Genomic DNA, 20,971 nt, shown 5'->3' on the forward strand with positions numbered 1-20,971 from the left:
CTCGATCGTGTCCGCGCGCTGTGCACGCTCGGACGCGTAGGAATGTTCGTGGTGCCACGTACCGTCCTGTAGCGCAACGGCAAAGATGTACATCACCGAGTGGTCGAGGGTTTCACGCGAGGCGGTCGGGTCGAACTTCTGCGGATCGCCGGAACCGGTGCCGATGACGACGTGGGTGTGGTGGCTGGTATGCAGGACGATCGAGGCGATCTGGTCTAGATCACCGACACGAGAACGCATTCGGCGAGCGAGGTCGATCGGCGCCTGGCTCTGGTACTCCGCGGAGTGTTCTTTGGTGTACGAGTCGAGGATGGCGCGTTTCGCCTCACCCGAACCGGGCAGCGGAACGTGGTACTCCTTGTCCGGGCCACCGAGTAGCCAGGCGATGACGCCGTCTTCGCCTTCCCAGATCGGTGACGGTGCGCCCTCACCGCGCATCGCGCGGTCGACCGCCTCTACGGCAACCTTGCCTGCCAGCGCAGGCGCGTACGCCTTCCAACTGGATATCTCGCCCTTGCGGGACTGACGTGTCGCCGTCGTGAGGTGCAGCGCCTGGCCGATTGCCTGGTAGACCGTCTCGGTGCCCAGGCCCAGCAAAGTTCCGATACCTGCCGCAGCCGAGGGGCCGAGGTGTGCGACGTGGTCGATCTTGTGCTCGTGCAGGCAGATAGCCCGAACCAGGTCGATCTGGATCTCGTAGCCGGTCGCCAGACCACGAATCAGGTCTCGACCGTCACGGCCGGTGTGCTGAGCGACGGCGAGGATCGGCGGGATGTTGTCTCCGGGGTGCGAGTACTCGGCGGCGAGGAACGTGTCGTGGAAATCGAGTTCACGAACCGCGACACCGTTGGCCCAGGCGGCCCATTCAGGCGGGAACGTACCGGGGATACCGAACACGGTGGAGCCCGGCGTATACGGATGCGACTGTGCTTGCGCCCGCGCATTCACCACGGGACGGCGCACCAGGGAAGCTGCGGCAACTGCCGCGTTGTCGATGATCCGGTTGACGATCATGTCGGACGTGGCGTCGGTGACCTCGACGGAATCCGTCGCAACTTCCGCGATCTTCCACGCGAGTTGGTCTTCCTTGGGGAACTCTTCGGCAGAGGGGTGGGTGCGTACGAGATGCGTCTTCATCGATCCTCTTCTCACGTTCTTCGGTATCTATTTGCACGCTACGCAGCTCATTCACCTCGGGATAGGCCCTCGCAATTGCCTATTTGTGCAATGACAATGCTGCAATGTTGCGAATGTTGCGAATAGCTTCTCGGTAGGGTGAACGCGATCGGCACCGAGGAGATTCGATGAAGAAGATGTACGCGGGAGCGCGGCTGCGACGGCTGCGGGAGGAACGAAACCTGTCACAGTCCGCACTGGCGAAGGCACTCGAACTCTCCCCCAGCTATGTCAATCAACTGGAGAACGATCAACGACCGCTGACGGTGCCCGTCCTTCTCAAGCTCAACGCCGAGTTCGATCTCGACGTGCAATTCTTCGCCTCCGATTCCGACGCACGCCTGGTTGCGGACGTTCATCACGCCTTGGCCGAAACTTCGGAATCTGGAGACGTATCTCTGGCCGAGGTGGACGAATTGGTGGCCCGCATGCCGGCGGTCGGACGCACCCTCGTGATGTTGCACCGCCGCCTTCACGCCGCGACAGAGCAGTTGGACCAGTTCTCGACGCAGTTGTCCGGCGAACCAGCGTCCGATGTGTCACTCGTACCGATGCCCTACGAGGAAGTTCGGGACTTCTTCTACGACCGAAAGAATCACATCGCCGTTCTGGACAACGCTGCCGAGCAGATGTTCCTGGACAACGGATTGTCCGTGGGCGCAGTGGATTTGCAACTGGCACGACTACTTCGCGATCAGCACGGCGTCACCGTGACGATCCGTACCGACGAACCCGACAAGCTCGGCCCCAAGCGTTACTACGATCCGAACAAGTCGGTCCTCACACTCGCCCGTCGTCTGTCGGCAGGACAACGCGCGTTCCAGATCGCAATGCAGTTGGCCTTCTTCACGCAGGCCGACGTGATCGATTCCCTTGTCGCCGAGGATGAATCATTGAGCGCCGAGTCCGCAGCGCTGGCTCGCGTCGGACTCGCACACTACTTTGCCGGCGCACTGCTACTCCCGTACACCCAATTCCTGCAATCCGCTGAGGCCTTGCGGTACGACATCGACCTGCTCAGCCTCAAGTTCGAGGTCGGCTTCGAGACAGTCTGCCACCGGTTGTCCACTCTCCAACGACACGGCCAACGCGGCATCCCTTTCTTCTTCGTCCGAACCGATCGCGCCGGAAACATCTCGAAGCGTCAGTCTGCTACCGCCTTTCACTTCTCCAGAGTCGGAGGCAGCTGCCCGCTGTGGGTCATCCACGAGGCATTCGCGAGCCCAGGTCGCATCCTCACTCAGGTCGCGAAGATGCCCGACGGCCGGACATACCTCTGGGTGGCGCGCACTACCCACAGCGGCGGACTCGGGTACCTCGCACCCGAGCGCAACTTCGCCGTCGGACTCGGTTGCGACATCGGCTACGCCGATCGCATGGTCTACTCACACGGAATTCAGACGGACGACCCCGTGACCATCGTGCCGATCGGCGCGGGGTGCAAAGTCTGTGACAGGCCAGCGTGCTCTCAACGCGCCTTCCCCCAACTCGGCCGCTCGATCTCCGTCAGTGAGAACAGCAGCAGCCACCTTCCGTATCCGCAACAATAGGGCGCAAACAATAGGGCGCACCGACTCCACCTGCAGTTTCCCGGAGCTACGACGCTCTTCTGCTTCCATGGACGTCATGCAACCCGATGCCGTGCCCCCTCGTCGACTGGTTCTTCGCCGCCTTTCGGCCGTGGCCGGTGTGGCCGGCATCGTGACTGGTTTGGTTGCCTTGATCGCAACTCAGTTGGACGTCGATCACAACATCGTGATCGTTCTGGCGTCAGTGGCGCCCTTGTTGATGATTGCTCCGCTGATCGGTGCCGTCGTCTCGGGTATCGGGCGTCAGTGGATCGTGTGCGCCGCCTCGATCCTCGTCCTTGGGTTGTTCGGATGGTCTGTGAGCCCGCTGTACATCGGCGGAACTGGGGAGTCGACGTCTGCGAACGGTCCATCGATTCGAATCATGCAGGCCAACTTGATGGTCGGTGCAGCGGATCCGGAGTCGCTTGTGGCGATGGTCCGCGAACGCGAGGTCGACGTGGTGACGGTCCAGGAGTTGACGTACCAGGAAGCCGACGCGCTCGAAGCCGCCGGGCTTGACGAGGTTCTGAGCCACCAATTCCTCGTCCCGTACACCGACGGTGGTGGCGGGGCAGGAATCTACAGTCGCTTTCCACTCTCCAATCCGCGTAGCCTCGACGGATTCTCACCCGAAACGCTGTCCGCAGAACTGAATGTCGGCTTGGCGCAGCCAGTCACATTGTTCGCCGTGCATCCTGCACCGGCGTACATCTCACCGGCCTCGGTGTGGGCGGACGAGCAGCGAAGGCTCGGGTCTTACATGGACAAAGTCGCCGGGCGGGACAACGTGATAGTGAGCGGCGACTTCAACGCGTCGTACTCGAACAAACAGTTCCGGAATCTTCTCACGAACGGATACACCAGCGCCGCCGACCAATTGGGTTCCGGCCTGATCCCGACCTATCCGACCGACAAGCGGTATCCGGCGGTGGTCGGTATCGACCACATCATCACGAAAGGCGCCGTGGCGACATCCTTGGAACGGATCGAGATCGAGGGATCCGATCACCACGGCCTGATTGCCGACATCACGTTGTCTTGAGTAAATACTGGATTGAGCAAGCACCAGGGCATGGTTGTGCCCCGGTGCTCACGTCTTCAGTTGTCGCGATTCACGCCGCGGTGGGCGGACTGTTCCCGCCGATCGGATGCTGATACGGATCAACCGACATCGGTGGATAGAACACCGATTTCCGATCCGGGCCGATCTCCACCCGCCACTCGGTGTGATGCAGCGTCCGATGATGATGACCGCACAACAGAATCAGATTATCGAGATCCGTTGGGCCACCATCACCCCAGTGAACAATATGATGGGCATCGCACCACCCCGACGGAGTCCCGCACCCCGGAAACGCACACCCACCATCACGAACCGCAAGAGCCCGCCGCTGCGGCACCGTCGCCGTTCGCGCTTCCTTACCGCAGTCGAGCGGAACACCACTCTCGTCCAACAAAATCCGCGTCACGGTGCAGTCGCACGCCAACATCCGCGCAGTATCGATGCTGATCGGACCCACCCAATCCGTCCACGCGAAACCCAGTTCTTCGGTCGACGGCAGTAGATCCTTCAAGGCTTGCAGATCCGTCATGTCTTTCGCGCTGGCCGTGACCGTGATGTGCGGTTTCACGCCGCCTTCGATCGGACCCAACCCCGCCCGCTCGTACCGGCGCAACAATTCGCAGAACCCGTCCGCCCGTCGTAGCGCCGGAGTACGCGTGTCCTTCACACCGTCCTTCTCCGGCGTCGGAGCCGACAAACTCGACAACAACGTGATCAACCGTGCCCCGTTCACCGCATCCAGATCACCCTTCACTGTCACGCGCCCGTACAAACCTTTCGACGCGTAGAACTCATTACGCTCCGAATCCTCACCCACCGGAACGCCGTCCTCACGGTTTCCGTACTGCTTCTCGATTCGGCGGATCGCCGCCCGCACCGCATCACAATCCGCGATGTTCTTCGACGCCAAACCCAACAGGATCCCGCGAGCCTTGTCCACATCCGCCGGCGTCATGTTCTTGGGTGGATGCTGACAAAACGACGCCACCTGCCGGGCCTTCAACGCGTCAACCTCACCGCGATGAAACGCATCGCCCACAACAGGTTCGAGCATCAACAACCGCGCCAACCCGACCAGCAGACTGCACTCACCGATCTCCAGATTCGTCGACCCGTGCAACCACAGCGCGATCGCCCGAAAACCCCTCCCACCGAGAACCTCACGGGAAAACATCTCCACGATCAACAACACCAACCGCGACTGCAACTCGTGCCGGACACGCACCAGATCGAGAACCTCACTCTTGAGGTCCTCGCCATCCAGCTGCCACGCTCCCCGACTATCCATGCCGAAAGTTTAATCGAACATACTTTCGAGAACCAGAGACAAAACGGACAACTTCAAAAAGGTGCGCGACTCGAGACCTGTTGAATTACAGGCTCGTTCACGACTGATACAGCGCTAGGTCGGAGTGACTATCGCAAAGTTCGGATCCGGCTCGTCGAGGTATCCGGCAAGTTCTGCGAGCTTCGCCGGGTCGCCGGAAACCGAGATGGTTCCATTCGCAATCTCGGCACCCAAGTCCACACCACCGAGCAGCACACCGAGTAAGTCGCGCCGACTCAAACTGAACATCGCATCCACAGACCCAGCATCTGCAGACCCACCTTCCACGTCGAAATGGATCAGAACTCCGTTGCTGAGTTCCGTTCGGTGAACGATGTTTTCGTCAGTGATGTTCCAATCGACGACGATGTGCGAGCCCGCTGCGCGCACTCCATCCACGCGCAGCGATACTGCATCGAAGACTTGACTTACCGACAGCGCTGCGGTGATGTCGGGCGCCGCGGCAACCGTGGGCGTCCCCACTGAGCCGTTGCGCAGTTCGTATGCACCGGTGAGGTAGAAGTTCCGCCAGGTGCCGTTCTCGGCGCCGTACCCGAGTTGCTCGAAGGTATCGGCCTGCAGATTCTTGGCCTCGACGTTGTCCGGTTCAGCGAAGACCACGTAGTTCACCACCTGCGCAACCCAGCGAAAGTCGCCGCGCTCGTACGATTCCCGAGCTTTCCGTAACACTTCTGCAGATCCGCCCATGAACTCCACGTGACGCTTGGCCGATTCGACGGGTGGATGCTCCCACAGATGCGCAGGGTTACCGTCGAACCAACCCATGTATCGCTGGTAGATGGCTTTGACGTTGTGACTGACGGAACCGTAGTACCCGTGCGTGTGCCACGCTTGCGCCAATGCAGTTGGCAGCTCGATCGATTCGGCGATCTCGAGACCGGTCCACCCCTGATTGATTCGACGAAGTGTCTGATCGTGAAGGTACCCGTAGAGGTCGCGCTGCAATGACAGGAACTCGGTGAGCCGTTCGGTCCCCCACGTCGGCCAGTGGTGGGACGCAAACAGAACGTCGGATCGTGAGGCGTAACGATTGATCGATTCCGTCAGGTACGCAGACCAGACGTGAGGATCTCGTACCAGGGCACCGCGAAGCGTGAGCAGGTTGTGGAGAGTATGAGTTGCGTTCTCCGCCATACACAGTGCGCGCAAATCCGGGAAGTAGAAGTTCATCTCGGACGGGGCCTCGGTTCCGGGCGTCATCTGGAATTCGATCCGAACGCCGTCGATCGTCTCCGTGTGACCTGTCTTCGAGATCGACACCGTCGGCGAAATGAGCGTCGGTGTGCCGGTTGAGGTGGTCTGCCCCAACCCGGCTCCGACGCTACCTCGGGGACCTCGGGGTAAGGCCGCCCCGTACATGTAGGCCGCGCGTCGAGCCATTGCCGTTCCCGCATAGACGTTTTCCTCGACCGCGTGCTCCACGAGCCCGGTGGGTGCGACGATCACGCATCGCCCGGCGGCGACGTCGTCGTCGGTGGTCACTCCTTTGACCCCGCCGAAGTGGTCGATGTGCGAATGCGTGTAGATCACCGCGACAACCGGTCGATCACCACGATGCTCCCGATACAACGCGAGACCAGCGGCAGCGGTTTCCCGGGAGATCAGTGGATCGATGACGATGATTCCGGTATCTCCCTCGATCAACGTCATGTTCGACAGATCAAGTCCGCGAATCTGATAGATCGAATCCGTCACCGCAAAGAGTCCCTGCTTGGCGACCAACTTCGACTGACGCCACAAGCTCGGATTGACCGTTGGCGGGCAGTCCTCGTCAAGGAAGGCGTAGGAATCGTTGTTCCACAGGACTTTTCCGTCCGAATCGGAAACCAGCCCCGGATCGAGTGCGGCGACGAAACCCCGCTTCGCCTCGGTGAAGTCGGCGTCGTCGGAGAACGGTAGAGTCTCGGCGACTCGGGCGTTCGCGGCTTCGATTGCGGCCGATGCCGCACGTGGGTCGATCATAAGTCAGCCTTTCACGCAGAATTGCGGCAATGGGCATTGCCGCAATTGAAGAGAACAGCAGGGCTAGCTCAGCAACTGCGCCTTTGCCGCCGCGAACTCGGCATCGGTCAACACGCCGGACTGATGAAGCTGTCCCAACTCCTGCAGCTTGGAGACCAGATCGTCCGCGCCTGAAGGGGGAACGGACTGCACGGGGGCGACCTGCTGCTGCGGCGGCGGCTGTTGCTGCTGGTACTCCTGCTGATATTCCTGCTGCTGCTCGCTGGCCTTTCGTTGACTCCGTCGATCCATGGCGTTGGACGTCGCCTTTGCGGTTCCAGCCACTACCGCCGTGCGCGCCACCGTGCCGAGCAACCCCGGCCGCCCTCTGCGTCCACCTCGAAAAACCATGCCGAACTCCTTGAGTAATTGTCGCTACTGAAATGCTGCTTCGACCGCTGCGACGACTACCTCGCGCGGTATCTGAACGTGAAGGACTACGTCGCCGCCGCCACCGCGAACCGTCGACGCGAGCTCACGCGCCCACGTCTGCTCGTAGACGATGACTGCGGCGGACGTTCCTGGTTCGAGTGACTCACGGACCACGTCCAGGTCCTCGTCACTGATCAATGCCTTGGCTTCGATGGACAGAATCGCCAGTCCGATGTCGGTGAGATCTTCGTCGACATCGATCTGCGACACCTGTCCGTCGGCGTCCTTGGCGATGTACACGAGGTCGAGCAGAGTGACAAAACCTCGTTCCACCACGTTCTGCAGCGCGGCGACAGCTTCAGGATCCACAGTTGAACCTGGGAATGCCAGCACCACGAGCTCGACCGGTCCGATGTTCATTGCGTCGTTCATCCATCAAGCCTGGTGGCTCGGACGCTTGGGAACCTCACCCGCAGGGGATGAATTACCCAATGCGATCGAGTTATTTGTTGCGACGAATGACTTCGCGAATCGGCCGTACGTGTACGCCTTCTGCTGCGAGGGCTCGCCGGGCTTTGCCTCGGGTGACGAGCACACCGACGATACCGAGAATCCAAACCGGATATTGCACCATCCAGGCGACACGGAATCCGTCGAACGTGTACCCGCCCATGTGTCCGAGGATGACGCCCATCACTTGAATCACGATGAGGGAAGCGAGGAATCCCCCGATGTTGACCATGCCTTGCGCGGTGCCCATCGCCGAACTCGGGTTCGACGTACGCGCGTAGTCGAAGCCGATCACCGAACCCGGTCCACCCACCGAGATGACGACCACCAGGATCGTCAACAACCAGAGCGGAGACGGTTCGCTTCGTGAAAGCACGATCGTCCACATGAGCGCGCTGGCGACCATGATGGTGAGAACCAACCACGATCGACGCATGGGATAGCGACCGGTGAGAATACCGAGGATCGGGCCGGCCACGATTGCCGAGATGACTGACAGCGTCAGCAGCGAGCCGACCGTCGTGGAGTCGAGGCCTTGAGCCGATTTCAGGTACGGCACACCCCACAGCAGCGCGAACGTCGTGATCGAGAACTGAGTCCCCATGTGGCTGAAGAACCCGAGTCGGGTGCCGGGCCGCATCCACACCGTCTTGATCTGTCGCCCGATCTCCTTGGCGCCGGCCGGCACGGCGACCACGTCGGCACCGGGAGGCGCGTCGCGGATGACACTCAACGCCAGCGCAAACGCCAACAGTCCGACAGCGGCAGCGCTGCCGTAGGCAAAAGTCCAGCCCGGTCCGGACAACAGCAACATGAACGGAAGCGCAGACATCACCTGGCCCAGCTGACCGAGGATGCCCGTGAACTGCGAGACCAACGGCACCTGCCGGGGCGGGAACCACTGCGGTACCAACCGCAACACCGAGATGAAGGTGAGTGCATCCCCGGCACCGACGGCAATACGTGCACCGATCGCGACGGGCAGCGATTCGGTGAAGGCGAGAGCCAACTGCGCGGACATCATGATGAACGCACCGACTGCGATCATGATCCGCGAACCGTAGCGGTCGAGGAGGACTCCCGCCGGAATCTGCATGCCGGCGTACACAACGATCTGCAGCACGACGAAGCTCGACAGAACGCTGGGCGAGATCGAGAACCGATCAGCAGCAGACAGACCCGAGACACCGAACGAAGTGCGGTGAAGCACGGCGATCACGTAGGCAAAAACACCGACACCCCAGACCAACCACACTTTTTTCATCGGGTCTGTATGTTACTCCTGTCTTTCGCAAGGCTCAGGACATGATTATTCGCGGCCCTGAGAGACCCAATTCAAATCAGCCGAACGGAAGCCTTCGGTAATCGCGGCGAGGGAGTCGAGGCGAGCGATCTGGTCTTCGCTCAGAACGATGTCCAACGCTCCGGCGTTTTCCGTGACTCGTGCAGCGAACCGCGTGCCGGGAATCGAAACGGAAGGCAACCCGTGCTGACGGCCCTTGGCATCGAGCCATGCCAGGGAAACCTGTGCAGGCGTCGCGCCGAGCTCCTCACCGACGGCGCGGACCACGTCGAGAACCTTCTGATTAGCAGGGAGCGCGGAGTCCGAGAAGCGTGGGAAGCGTCGGCGCAGGTCGTTGTCACCGAGCGTCTCCGCATCGAACGATCCCGCCAGGAAGCCTCGGCCCACAGGTGAGAAGGGCACGAATCCGACTCCGAGTTCCGCGGCGGTGGGTACTACCTTGTTCTCGACGTCCCGACTCCAGATGCTCCATTCCGACTGGATCGCCGCGATCGGATGCACCCCGTACGCACGACGCAGTTCATCGCCGGTCGCCTCGGACAGGCCGATGTTGCGGACCTTGCCCGCCTTCACCTGCTCCGCGATCGCGCCGACGGTGTCTTCGATCGGCACGTTCGGGTCGACCCGGTGCAAGTAGTAGAGGTCGACATGATCGACGCCGAGTCGTCCCAGAGACTCGTCGAGTGCCCGCGGCACGTAAGCCGGGTCTCCGTTGATCCCGCGCTGACCGTTGGCGATGTTGCCGACCAGACCGAACTTGGTCGCCAACTGCACTTCGTCCCGGCGGTCTTTGAGAAGCTCTCCCACCGCACGCTCGCTCGAGCCCTCGCCGTACACGTTGGCGGTGTCGATGAACGTGATCCCGATGTCCACCGCATGGTGCAGCGTGGCGAGCGCCTCGGCCGGATCCACCGGGCCGTAGACCGGGGCGACGGACATCGCGCCGTATCCCTGGGCGCTGACAGTGAGACCTTCGGCCAGAGTGACGGTGGGGACGGTCATGAAAACTCCTCGATTCGACTGAGCGACAACCCCGACAGTCTTCACCGAATCGAAGCCTCACGCACCGATTAACGTCACGCTGATCGGGTTACCCTCGAGTGATGGCATTCGATTGGCTCGAACTCGTACTCACCGCCCACCGCGAATTCGGTTCACGACTCGCTGCGGTCGAGGACTGGAACGCACCCACGCCCGACTCCGACTGGCACGTCGAACACCTCGTCCGCCACGTCATCGAGGAGCAGCAGTGGGTACCGCCGCTCCTGGCCGGACTGACGGTCGGCGAGGCGACACCGGACATCGTTCCCGTCGGGGACGACCTGTGGACCGAATGGCAGAAGTACTCCGATGCCGCAATCAAAGCGTGGAAATCGACGGACCTCAGTGCCCACGTTCACCTCTCGTACGGCACGGTGAAGGTGGAACCCTATCTGCGCCAGCAGACCTCGGACGTCACGATCCACACCTGGGACCTTGCGCGAGCGGTCGGAGCAGACGAGCGGCTCGATCCAGACCTCGTCGAGGCCGTCTGGTCCGACCTCGACGGGCAGCGCGACATGCTCGCCGAGAGCGGACTCTTCTCCGATCCCGTCGACCTCCCGGACGATGCGTCGTTGCAGGACAAGCTGATTGCCCTGACCGGTCGCGATCCTCGTTAGACGTTCAGCGACACACCCGTCGTGCGGGCGACGCCGTCCCAGCCGCCGGCAGGTGCACCGAGGCCGAGCAGAGCCGCAACCGTCGGCGCGACGTCGATCGTGCGAGCCTGCGTGTCGATCTTCCGTCCACCGTCCAGAGCGGGATGTCCGCCGCTGAGGAAGAACGGAATGGGCAGTGTCACGAAGTGGCCGTGGTTGCCGGGAATCGGGTTGGACAGTGGAGTCGGATCACTGAACCGCCAGCCCTGAGCGCAAAACGCAACGACGTCACCGGCATTGGTGCCGAGATCGAATTCGGCGGGGAGGTGGCTGGATTCGACGCCGTCCACACCATCCACGATCTGCTGAATCCGGCTGACGGCTTCCGCCCGTTCGCCATCGGGTCCGACGAAGTAGATCAGGTCTGCGCCACCGTTCTGGGCGATTCGAATCTTGCCTGCCAGCAACGGGTCCGCGTTCAGCGGTCGATCCAAGCCGATGAGCCGCGCGGGCTCCGACCAGTCCATGGAGTGGTCGGCCAACACGATCAGAATGCTCCGATTCCAGCGACCCGTGTCATGAAGGAAGTCGACGAAGCGGCGAACCTGGTTGTCGGTGTTCTGAAGTGCAGCCGTGCGAGCGATCCGGATGGACGGACCGGACAGATCCAGGTGCCCGACCCGATCGACGTCACCGAGGTTGGTGAACGAGAGCCGCGGCGAGTTCCCGCCGACGATACGGATCAAGGCGTCGATCGTGAAGTTGTCCGGCGCATGCTCGGTACCGGGAACGAGCGGCTGCGGATCCCACACCAATGAGGCGCGGTCACCGAACAACCCGTGCAGGTAGCGCTTCGACAGCACACTCGCAGTGGTCAATCCGAGTTCGGTGCGCACCCGATCCAGAACCGTCGATGCCTGCAGGTCGGAAGGCCGATCGAGGTCACGCTTCTTGTCGATGGCCGGATCGTAGACGGAGTTGGCGGGTACACCCGAACGCGCCGGCAGCACTCCCGTCATCATCGCCGTGTGGTTCGGCAGCGTCTCTGCGATCGTGATGGCGCTGGCGTCCGGGTAGTGGATACCGCCGGCCGCAAGCCCGGTCAGCGTCGGGGTGAGCTCCGATCGCAGCTCGTCCGGCCGCATGCCGTCTACGACTATGACATGCACGTCCAGGTCTGGGATTCCGGCGCTGGTGGGAACACTCGCGCGAGCGGGCGTTCCGAGCAATGCCGTTCCGGCGACAACACTTCCGCCGATCAGAACGCTACGACGCGAAACTTCGATACTCACTGGTCGACTCCTGGTCGGTACGAGGCCTGATCGAGGGCGGCCGAGGTGGGTGAGACTCTACTGCCCGCGCCTGCCGGAAGACGGTAGCTCACGGCGTAGTGCGCATTGCTCTGCGGATTGGTGAGATCGTCGACGTAGTACCAGTCCATCTGAGTACCTTCGCGGGCGATTTCGAATACGCCGTAGCCGTGCGAATCCAGTTCGACGTACCGCACGTGTCGGTTCACGGCCTTGAATGCTTCTTCTGCCGCAACGGTTACCGTGCGCGGTGGCACTTTCAGCATGTCGTCGATATTGGGCGACGTCACCGACGGGACGACGAACTCGGCGCCGACGGTCGGCCCACCCGGATAGTTGGCGGCGTTGGTCGGTAGGTCGCAGGCCCATGACGTGTGGATGTCACCGGTGATGAAGACGGTGTTGTCCACACCGTTCGAGGTGATCGCGTCGAAAAGCCTGGTGCGGTCGGCGGTGTACCCGTCCCACTGATCCGTGTTGTACGGGACACCGGCCTGCGGCACACCCACCAGTTCGGTCAACGCCGCGGTGGTCGCCGGTTCCAGCGGCGGGAACACGCAGGGCGTGATCATGACCGGATTGCCGACGACCTTCCACTGCGTCGGGGAGGTGACGATTCCGTTGGTCAACCAATCCATCTGTGCGCGTCCGGTAATGGTGCGCGACGGATCGTCGACCTGCTTCATGGTCGGTTGCTCGTCGCGGTAGGTACGCAGATCGAGCATCGAGATCTCGGCCAGATTCCCGAAGCGGAACCGACGATACAGCTGAACGCTCGAACCATTACCCGACGGGCGGACGGGCATCCACTCGAAATATGCCTTGGCCGAGTTGGCCTTTCGATCTGCCCAGTCACCTTCGACACCGGGAGTGTGGTTTTCGGCGCCGTCCCGGTACGCGTTGTCGGCCGATTCGTGATCGTCCCACGTGGTGATGAACGGGAGCTTCAGGTGCAGAGCTGCCAGATCCGGGTCTGTCTTGTACTGCGCGTGCCGAATTCGGTAGTCGGCCAGCGAAATGATCTCGTGGGCCGGCTCGTGAAGGCGAACGGATCCGTTTCTCGCGCCGTACTCCCCCTGCCCGTACTCGTAGATGTAGTCACCGAGGTGGATGATCGCGTCGAGGTCTTCGCGGAATGCGAGGTGACGATAGGCACCGAAATACCCCGCCTCCCAGTTGGAGCAGGACACCACGCCGAAGCGGAGACGATCGAGATCTGCCGAGTTCGACGGAGCCGTGCGGGTGCGGCCCACCGGAGAAACAGCCGAACCCGCAGTGAATCGGTACCAGTACGTCGTCGACGAATCGAGTCCGGTGGCGTCGACCTTCGCGGTGTGATCGGAATCCGCCGAAGCAGCAACACTTCCGGACGCAACGACGCTCGCGAACCCCTCATCGGTCGCGACCTGCCAGTTGAGAGTCACCGCCGGCCCGACGCCGGAACCAGGCGTCGCGTCTGCCGTCGGGGTGATGCGGGTCCAGATGATCACCGCATCCGGCAACGGGTCACCGGATGCCACGCCGTGCGCGAAGCCCGGGCTGCCACCCGGAACCTCGGCACCGGCGTGACTCGCCGAAGCGACACCGAGACCTACTGCGCCGGCGAGGGCCGCCGATCCCTGCAGCAGGCCACGTCTGGATATTCGATCGAAGGCATTCGTGTGCACGCTAGGAGTGAACCCGCACCTGAACGGGCGTTCAAGAGAGCTTCGGGATGTTCACCCAGGCTTCGCCTGCGCTTCTCTGGAAGTTTGATCGAGTCGATCCCGATTACAACCGGTAATCGAGGGCCGAGCCTCGAACCACACCGACCTTGACTCCGATGTAACCGCCGAGTGCACCCCCGGCCGCGATCAGGATCCAGAACGCCGGCGGAAGCAGAGCCTCGGACCCGTCGACCTCGGAGAACGCGGAATAGCCTGCGATCAACGCGCCGAACAGGATGGGCAGTATCAGCAGAGCGGCAAAGAAAGTCACCCACACCGATACGAAGCGGCCCTTCCACCGGGCAATCTCGTGCAGAACCGTCAGAACGACCAGGAAGACACCACTACCGGTCAAGAAGGCGGCCAGAACTGCAAATCCGAAAGCCGAAGTCAGTTCCGACTCCACGTGAATCCCCCTGTACGTCAATCACCTGCACACTCAGCCCCAACTGCGATGCGACGAGTCTATTCACGACGGACGGCGTTTGTCGGCAAGTCGAGTCGCTCGTCTGCCGGAAACACACCCCGCTGACGCCTATGCTTGGAAAATGACCGAACCCGACATCAAGCCCAGAAGTCGTGACGTCACCGACGGACTCGAAAAGACCGCAGCGCGCGGCATGTTGCGTGCAGTAGGAATGGGCGACGACGACTGGGTCAAGTCGCAGATCGGCGTCGCCTCGTCCTGGAACGAAATCACGCCATGCAACCTGTCCCTCGATCGCCTGGCCAAGGCCGTCAAGGAGGGCGTACGGGAAGCCGGCGGGTTCCCTCTCGAATTCGGCACTATCTCCGTCTCCGACGGCATTTCGATGGGGCACGAGGGCATGCACTTCTCCCTCGTCTCCCGTGAAGTGATCGCGGACAGCGTCGAGACCGTCATGCAGGCCGAGCGTCTCGACGGATCGGTCCTTCTCGCCGGCTGCGACAAGTCGTTGCCCGGCATGATGATGGCGGCGGCCCGCCTCGACCTCGCCAGCGTGTTCCTCTACGCCGGCTCCACCCTCCCCGGCGTCGCCAAACTTTCCGACGGCAGTGAGCGTGAAGTCACCGTCATCGACGCGTTCGAGGCGGTTGGCGCCTGCTCGCGTGGGCTGATGAGCCGCGCCGACGTCGACACCATCGAACGGGCGATCTGCCCGGGCGAAGGCGCGTGCGGCGGCATGTACACGGCAAACACGATGGCCAGCGCCGCCGAGGCCATGGGAATGTCGCTGCCCGGCAGCGCTTCACCGCCCGCACCGGATCGTCGCCGCGACGGCTTCGCCCGCGAGAGCGGCAAAGCCGTTGTCGAACTCCTGCGTCGAGGTATCACTGCGAGGGACATCCTCACCAAGGAAGCGTTCGAGAACGCCATTGCAGTAGTCATGGCATTCGGCGGATCCACCAATGCGGTGCTCCATCTCCTCGCGATCGCGCACGAAGCGTACGTCCCGCTGACGCTCGACGACTTCGCTCGCGTCGGTGCGAAGGTCCCGCACCTCGCCGACGTCAAGCCTTTCGGAAAGCACGTCATGACGGACGTCGACCGTATCGGCGGCGTCCCCGTGATCATGAAGGCATTGCTCGACGCGGGACTCATGCACGGAGATTGCCTGACCGTCACCGGTAAGACCGTGGCGGAGAATCTCGCGCACATCACCCCGCCCGATCCGGACGGCAAGGTCCTGCGGGCGATGAACAAGCCCATTCACCCCACCGGAGGCATCACGATCTTGAAGGGGTCACTCGCGCCCGGCGGCGCGGTGGTCAAGTCGGCAGGATTCGAGTCTGATGTATTCGTCGGCACTGCACGGGTTTTCGAACGCGAGCGCGCCGCGATGGATGCTCTCGAGGACGGCACCATCACCGGCGGTGACGTTGTCGTCATCCGCTACGAAGGCCCGAAGGGTGGTCCCGGCATGCGCGAGATGCTGGCCATCACGGGCGCGATCAAGGGCGCGGGTCTCGGCAAGGACGTCCTGCTGCTGACGGACGGACGATTCTCTGGTGGCACTACTGGCTTGTGCGTCGGACACGTTGCGCCCGAGGCGGTTGACGGCGGTCCCATCGCGTTCGTTCGCGACGGCGATCAGATCCGACTCGACGTGGGTACCGGACAACTCGAATTGTTGGTCGACGACTCCGAATTGGAAGCCCGCAAGAAGGGCTGGGAGCCGTTGCCGCCTCGCTACACACGTGGTGTGTTGGCCAAGTACTCCAAGCTCGTGGGATCAGCCTCGGGTGGAGCGGTCTGCGGCTGATCCCAGCTCGCCGCTAGATGGGCCGGTACCCGGCGCCGACGCCTCCGTGGGCATTGATCGTGTCCACGATGGAGGTCATGTTGGTGCCGAGTTCCGGCCCCAGGCACGGCACCCAGAGGTAGGCGTTGACCATCGCGACCAGCGTCGTCCCGACCGTGACCGGGGCTCCCGAATCACCGTGGTCGACGCAGATCTGAGTCCAGGTGGATGCGTCGGCGCTCAGGTCTCCCCAGACGACGCCGCAGGTCGTGCCCGTCGTACGGCCTTCCTTGCAGGCTGTGGCCGGGAAGCTGGCCGGAGCGCCGATCGAGGTGATGGTTGCCGCGCCCACCGTTCGAACTGGTGTGACCTTGCCCGGATCGAACTGGATGACCCCGTAGTCCAGGTCCGGGTTCGACTCGACGAACGTGCCGACCACGCCTGCCTCCTCGTTGCTTTCCGGGATCACGAACGATCCAGGACCACCGCAGTGACCTGCGGTGATACCCACGAGTCTGCCGCCGTTGTCGTGACCGATAGTGGTCAACGTACAGACCAGCTGATTGTCGATGATGATGCCCGAACCACCACCCATGGGCGTGGGTGCAGCAACAGCGTTGCTGCTGACGATGAACCCGAGTCCGAGTGCCAAGACCAACGCTGCCAGAGCCGAAACAATTCGCTGCAACATCACAATCTCTCCGCCGGTAATCTCCCCGCTGCAAAAAACGCATACCCCGGAAAGTGCGGACCTACGCAGCGTGTCTAGTCGGTAGCTCCGAGCGCCTCGAGCATCTTGCGTGCCTCCTCGAGCTGACGGCTCAACTCGTCGACTCGCGCTGCAGCCATGTCCCGTGCAGCGACGATGATGGACTCGACAGCCTCGATTGCGGTGGGCTCACCCAACTCGCGGACAGCTCGCTCGACCGCATCGGGTGCGACCGGAACTGCTTTGCCCGGACGCTTGGCGCCCTGTGTGACCGTCACGCTCCAGTCGTTGTCCGCGCCCGCATGGATGGTGACGCTGATGCCGGCCGGCAGTTTCTTCGCACGCTTGACGGCCGGACGAGGTGTCGCGGCAGGGGCAGCAGTGGTAGTCGGTACCGGAGCGGGTGCAGGCTGCGCACGCGGCTTCGGTCGAACAGGCTCTACGAGTGGCTCCATCAGGGGCTCGGACTCCACAACTGGTTTGGGCCGTGGCGCCGGTTTGGCCGGTGCCGCGGAGACGCGGTTTATGCGCAATTCCTCTGCCTCGAAAGGCAATTCGTCGTTGACGCCTTTGGGGCGGATCATCACGGTGTTGCCGTCCACCGACACGACTTTCGCCGAGGTACCGGCTTCGATCCCCAGGCTGGGAGTCGCCTCGCGCAGATAGACGGTGGCGCGCTTGCCTTCGGCGACAGCCGTGGCGAGCGCTGCCAGATTGTCCGCAGTGAGGTGATCCGGCGTTGATGCGGCAGCGCCGGAACGTCTACGGGGTGGCATGCGCAGGTCCTTTCAGAAGTATCTCGTGCATTTCGGTATCGACAGTGCTTTTCTCGGGGCAACTCTTGCACAAGCCACCGACGTGTTGACTCTCACCGCCCGCCTGAGCCCGAGGATCCGTAGACGGTTCGGCCAATTCAGTACTGTTCTCGGGGCACCGCGTGGAAGATGGTGGACAGAAATTCGTTGCGGCAAGAAGGAGCACGGTGAGCAGTTCGGAGTCAGAGTGGATCGACGAGGTCACCGAACCCGCCCCTGCTGAATCTCACGCTGCTGAACCTCACACCGCTGATCCGGTCGACGTCGATGCTCATCTGCTCAGCCGGATTCAAGCCGACATCGAGGAGTCCCTCCTCGGCGGACCGCGCTGCTTCACGCAATCGCAGATCGCGGAATTCGCCGGTGTGACACGCGAGCGTGCCGATCGTTTGTGGGTCGCGATGGGCTTTGCCGTCGACGAGGATCCCGACGCCGTCATGTTCACCCAGCAAGACGCCAACGCCCTCAAGACGATCATCGACATGGTCAATCGAGGAGTCATCTCGCAGAGCAGTGAGGTGGCTGCCGCCCGTTCACTGGGGCAGTCGATGTCGAGGTTGGCTGAGTGGCAGGTCTCGCTGATCAGCACACACATCATCGACCAGCTCGCCGACTCGGCAGATCACGAGCCCGAAGCGATCCGGAAGATCGTTCTGCGCCTCGGCGCCGAGATCATTCCCGCTGTCGAATCTCTGCAGACGTACGTCTGGAAGCGCCACGTCGCGTCGTCGACGGGCCGCAACGTCGGAAACCCGGGCGAAGAAGTAGCGAGTCGTGTTCTGGTCGTGGGTTTCGCCGACATCGTCGGGTACACCTCGCTGACCCGCGGCCTCGACTCCGCCGAACTCAACGATCTGCTCGAGCGGTTCGAGTCCGCGTCCACCGAAATCATCGGTCGCAACTACGGCTGGGTGGTCAAGACCGTCGGTGACGAGGTCATGTTCGCCGCTGAAAGTCCCCACCATGCCGCCGAGATCGCTTTGCAGATCCAGCAGGCGGTCCTCGCCGATCACGACGATCCGCAGCTTCGGGTGGGTCTGGCCATGGGGCCGACGTTGGTTCGCTTCGGAGATCTCTACGGTTCGGTGGTCAACAAGGCCGCGCGTCTCACCAGCTCTGCTCGTCCCGGCACCGTGCTGATCGACTCCGAGTTGGCCACCCAACTCGGCTCGGACGCCAATTTCAAACTGCGGCACCTACGTCCGCGACGAGTGCGCGGCATCGACAGGCTCGAGCAGTACGTGCTACGCCGCAATCTGGAGCCGTGAGCTCTCAGCTCGACACTCCGCGTGCAGCCAGAAAGTCGTCCACGATCTGCTCACACGCAGCCTCCCCGAGAGGCGTCAGCGTGGCCAGCTTGGTGAGCACCAAAGGTCCGACCAACTGAGCAAGTGCGACGTCGTAGTCGTACTCCCCCAACGCGTCGATCGCGCCCGGCGAGCGCAGGATCCGATCGAACGCGTGTCGGTACTGCTCGAAAACCGTCTGGCGCAGCGATCGCAATTCGGGCTTGTCCGTGGACAGGGCATCGACGCTTGAATAACCCTTCAGTTCCGGCCCCAAGCCGAGCCAGCACATCGCCGTCACCTGGATCGGTGCGCTTTCGATGGCCTTGGCCTGACTGGTCAACAACTCGAGCAACTGCGCGCGGAGATCGCCTTCACCGGACATCTCCGGCACCGGCGGCAGTAGACGTGCAAATGCCGCGGCGAGTAACTCCGTGCCGCTGTCGAAATGGCGATACAGCGTCGCACGCGCGACGTTGGCCAACTTGGTGACGGCATCGATCGTCACGGCGTCGACGCCGCCTTCTGCCAGCAGCGTGGTCGCTGCGTCGAGCAACCTGGATCTGGAACGCTGTTTGCGCGGGTCCTCGTCGTTTCCCTGCTGTTCGATTCCCTGCTTGTCGATTCCCACCGTCACAACTTCAGTTATACCCACTTGGGGGTTGTGGAACTGCTGTTCTTGTAACGATACTGATGGTCTTGTTTCTATCGGGAGGTTTCGTGAGTAGCGATACGACGCTCGAACAGTCCACGTGGACCATCCGACAGATCTGGATGCTGACGGTCGCGTGCTGCGCCGTCGCGCTGGTCGTCGCAGCGATGGCCGCGCTCAACACGGCCCTTCCCGACTTGGCCCGCGATACCGGTGCAACACAGAGCCAGCTCACGTGGATCGTGGACGGGTACACGCTCACGCTGGCTTGTCTCTTGTTGCCGGCGGGCGCACTCGGCGATCGATACGGTCGACGAGAACTGCTCATGTTCGGACTACTCGTTTTTGCTGCCGGCTCGTCGATTCCGGTCTTCGCGGACGAACCGTCGTGGATCATCGTCTCCCGCGTGATCTCCGGCGTCGGCGCCGCATTTGTCATGCCGGCGACGCTGTCTCTACTCACTGCAGGTTTCCCGCCGGCGCAGCGTGCCCGCGCCGTCGGAGTCTGGTCCGGCGTCGCAGGGTCCGGTGCAATCGCCGGACTTGTCGTCTCCGGGTTGCTCCTCGAAAAATGGTCGTGGCATTCGATATTCGTCAGCCTGGCCGTCGTCTCCGTCCTGATCCTCGTGGTGTCGTTCACGATCGTGACGTCGAAGGACGCTGAGGCAACTCCCCTCGATCTGCCTGGCACCGCACTGATCGCCGGCTCGATCGGCCTGTTCGTCCTCGGGATGATCGAGGCGCCCGCCCGTGGCTGGCTCGATCCGGTGGTTCTCGCATTGCTGATCGGCGGAATTGCCATGACAGCAATCTTCAGCTGGGTCGAATTACGCACTCGCCACCCACTTCTGGACGTCAGACTGTTTGCCAATCGTGCATTCGGCAGCGGCGCGGCGTCGCTGACCCTGCAATTTCTGGCGACCTTCGGCTTGTTCTTCCTGATCGTGCAGTATCTCCAACTGGTGCTCGACTACTCCCCCCTGCAATCGGCGCTCGCCCTCATGCCGATCGCCGTGCCGGTGATGGCCCTGTCCGTGGTTGCGCCCCTACTGATTCCGCGTATCGGCCTTCGCGCCCTCACCGCAACCGGTGTCGCCTTCCTCGGAACCGGAATTGCACTCCTGACGCGCTTGGATGCCAGTTCGACCTATGCCGAAGTCTGTGTTCCCTTGGTAGTGGCCGCCATTGGATTGGGTTTGTCGACAACCCCCGCCACTGCTGCCATCGTCTCCAACGCACCGGACTCCAAACAGGGGGTTGCCTCAGCAGTCAACGACGCAACCCGTG

At 62.4% G+C, this 20,971-nt stretch carries 19 protein-coding genes; 6 read left to right on the plus strand and 13 right to left on the minus strand.

Features of this window, described 5'->3' with window-relative positions:
* Positions 1-1,137: MmgE/PrpD family protein (locus ACYP01_RS03980; protein ID WP_459678734.1), on the minus strand; the 1,137-nt coding region annotated here is incomplete at its 3' end.
* Positions 1,138-1,304: 167 nt separating this feature from the next.
* On the opposite strand from ACYP01_RS03980, the gene ACYP01_RS03985 reads away from it, so the two are divergent.
* Both ACYP01_RS03985 and ACYP01_RS03990 read left to right on the plus strand, forming a co-directional pair.
* Positions 1,305-2,726: a short-chain fatty acyl-CoA regulator family protein gene (locus tag ACYP01_RS03985; RefSeq protein WP_459678736.1), complete on the plus strand. Its 1,422-nt coding sequence runs from the start codon at positions 1,305-1,307 to the stop codon at positions 2,724-2,726.
* A 67-nt stretch (positions 2,727-2,793) separates the two neighbouring features.
* A complete protein-coding gene (locus ACYP01_RS03990; RefSeq protein ID WP_459678737.1) occupies positions 2,794-3,789 on the plus strand; it encodes an endonuclease/exonuclease/phosphatase family protein in 996 nt (331 codons plus the stop codon).
* A 70-nt stretch (positions 3,790-3,859) separates the two neighbouring features.
* Here ACYP01_RS03990 and ACYP01_RS03995 read toward each other — a convergent pair whose 3' ends face one another.
* The 6 genes from ACYP01_RS03995 to ACYP01_RS04020 form a co-directional block, all read right to left on the minus strand.
* The gene (locus ACYP01_RS03995; protein WP_459678739.1) at positions 3,860-5,098 is read right to left on the minus strand and encodes an HNH endonuclease signature motif containing protein; all 1,239 of its coding nucleotides are present in this window, start codon (positions 5,096-5,098) and stop codon (positions 3,860-3,862) included.
* Positions 5,099-5,212: 114 nt separating this feature from the next.
* Positions 5,213-7,120 (minus strand): alkyl/aryl-sulfatase, encoded by a 1,908-nt coding sequence (locus ACYP01_RS04000; protein WP_459678740.1) that lies wholly within the window; start codon positions 7,118-7,120, stop codon positions 5,213-5,215.
* A 63-nt stretch (positions 7,121-7,183) separates the two neighbouring features.
* Positions 7,184-7,510, minus strand: coding sequence for an SHOCT domain-containing protein (locus ACYP01_RS04005; protein ID WP_003939954.1), 327 nt, complete (start codon positions 7,508-7,510; stop codon positions 7,184-7,186).
* 24 nt (positions 7,511-7,534) lie between these two features.
* Entirely contained in the window at positions 7,535-7,963 is a 429-nt protein-coding gene (locus tag ACYP01_RS04010) for a DUF6325 family protein (RefSeq protein ID WP_007732604.1), read from the minus strand.
* Between the two features lie 70 nt (positions 7,964-8,033).
* The gene (locus ACYP01_RS04015; RefSeq protein ID WP_007732605.1) at positions 8,034-9,305 is read right to left on the minus strand and encodes an MFS transporter; all 1,272 of its coding nucleotides are present in this window, start codon (positions 9,303-9,305) and stop codon (positions 8,034-8,036) included.
* Between the two features lie 45 nt (positions 9,306-9,350).
* Positions 9,351-10,346 carry an aldo/keto reductase gene (locus ACYP01_RS04020; protein ID WP_050656831.1) on the minus strand — a complete coding sequence of 332 codons (996 nt, stop codon included), beginning with the start codon at positions 10,344-10,346 and terminating at the stop codon, positions 9,351-9,353.
* Positions 10,347-10,447: 101 nt separating this feature from the next.
* Here ACYP01_RS04020 and ACYP01_RS04025 point away from each other — a divergent pair, with 101 nt between their 5' ends.
* A complete protein-coding gene (locus tag ACYP01_RS04025; protein ID WP_007732609.1) occupies positions 10,448-11,005 on the plus strand; it encodes a TIGR03086 family metal-binding protein in 558 nt (185 codons plus the stop codon).
* On the opposite strand, the gene ACYP01_RS04030 is transcribed toward ACYP01_RS04025, so the two are convergent.
* The 3 genes from ACYP01_RS04030 to ACYP01_RS04040 form a co-directional block, all read right to left on the minus strand.
* Positions 11,002-12,276 carry an alkaline phosphatase family protein gene (locus tag ACYP01_RS04030; protein ID WP_058037682.1) on the minus strand — a complete coding sequence of 425 codons (1,275 nt, stop codon included), beginning with the start codon at positions 12,274-12,276 and terminating at the stop codon, positions 11,002-11,004. The two genes, ACYP01_RS04025 and ACYP01_RS04030, sit on opposite strands and share 4 nt — an antisense overlap.
* Positions 12,273-13,961 carry an alkaline phosphatase D family protein gene (locus ACYP01_RS04035; protein WP_459678741.1) on the minus strand — a complete coding sequence of 563 codons (1,689 nt, stop codon included), beginning with the start codon at positions 13,959-13,961 and terminating at the stop codon, positions 12,273-12,275. The genes ACYP01_RS04030 and ACYP01_RS04035 overlap by 4 nt, the downstream gene beginning before the upstream one ends.
* A gap of 103 nt (positions 13,962-14,064) precedes the next feature.
* The gene (locus ACYP01_RS04040; RefSeq protein ID WP_003940142.1) at positions 14,065-14,406 is read right to left on the minus strand and encodes a hypothetical protein; all 342 of its coding nucleotides are present in this window, start codon (positions 14,404-14,406) and stop codon (positions 14,065-14,067) included.
* A gap of 142 nt (positions 14,407-14,548) precedes the next feature.
* Here ACYP01_RS04040 and ilvD point away from each other — a divergent pair, with 142 nt between their 5' ends.
* Positions 14,549-16,243: a dihydroxy-acid dehydratase gene (gene ilvD / locus ACYP01_RS04045; protein ID WP_003940201.1), complete on the plus strand. Its 1,695-nt coding sequence runs from the start codon at positions 14,549-14,551 to the stop codon at positions 16,241-16,243.
* Positions 16,244-16,256: 13 nt separating this feature from the next.
* On the opposite strand, the gene ACYP01_RS04050 is transcribed toward ilvD, so the two are convergent.
* Together ACYP01_RS04050 and ACYP01_RS04055 are read right to left on the minus strand one after the other, a co-directional pair.
* Positions 16,257-16,913, minus strand: coding sequence for a chymotrypsin family serine protease (locus tag ACYP01_RS04050; protein WP_003940290.1), 657 nt, complete (start codon positions 16,911-16,913; stop codon positions 16,257-16,259).
* Between the two features lie 74 nt (positions 16,914-16,987).
* Positions 16,988-17,707 carry a DUF6319 family protein gene (locus ACYP01_RS04055; protein WP_003940205.1) on the minus strand — a complete coding sequence of 240 codons (720 nt, stop codon included), beginning with the start codon at positions 17,705-17,707 and terminating at the stop codon, positions 16,988-16,990.
* Positions 17,708-17,868: 161 nt separating this feature from the next.
* Here ACYP01_RS04055 and ACYP01_RS04060 point away from each other — a divergent pair, with 161 nt between their 5' ends.
* Positions 17,869-19,014, plus strand: coding sequence for an adenylate/guanylate cyclase domain-containing protein (locus tag ACYP01_RS04060; protein ID WP_082931257.1), 1,146 nt, complete (start codon positions 17,869-17,871; stop codon positions 19,012-19,014).
* A 4-nt stretch (positions 19,015-19,018) separates the two neighbouring features.
* Here ACYP01_RS04060 and ACYP01_RS04065 read toward each other — a convergent pair whose 3' ends face one another.
* Positions 19,019-19,669, minus strand: a complete 651-nt coding sequence (locus tag ACYP01_RS04065; protein ID WP_042448361.1) for a TetR/AcrR family transcriptional regulator — start codon at positions 19,667-19,669, stop codon at positions 19,019-19,021.
* A 56-nt stretch (positions 19,670-19,725) separates the two neighbouring features.
* Here ACYP01_RS04065 and ACYP01_RS04070 point away from each other — a divergent pair.
* Positions 19,726-20,971: MFS transporter (locus tag ACYP01_RS04070; protein ID WP_459678743.1), on the plus strand; the 1,246-nt coding region annotated here is incomplete at its 3' end.

This window comes from Rhodococcus sp. no. 34 (assembly GCF_054589475.1).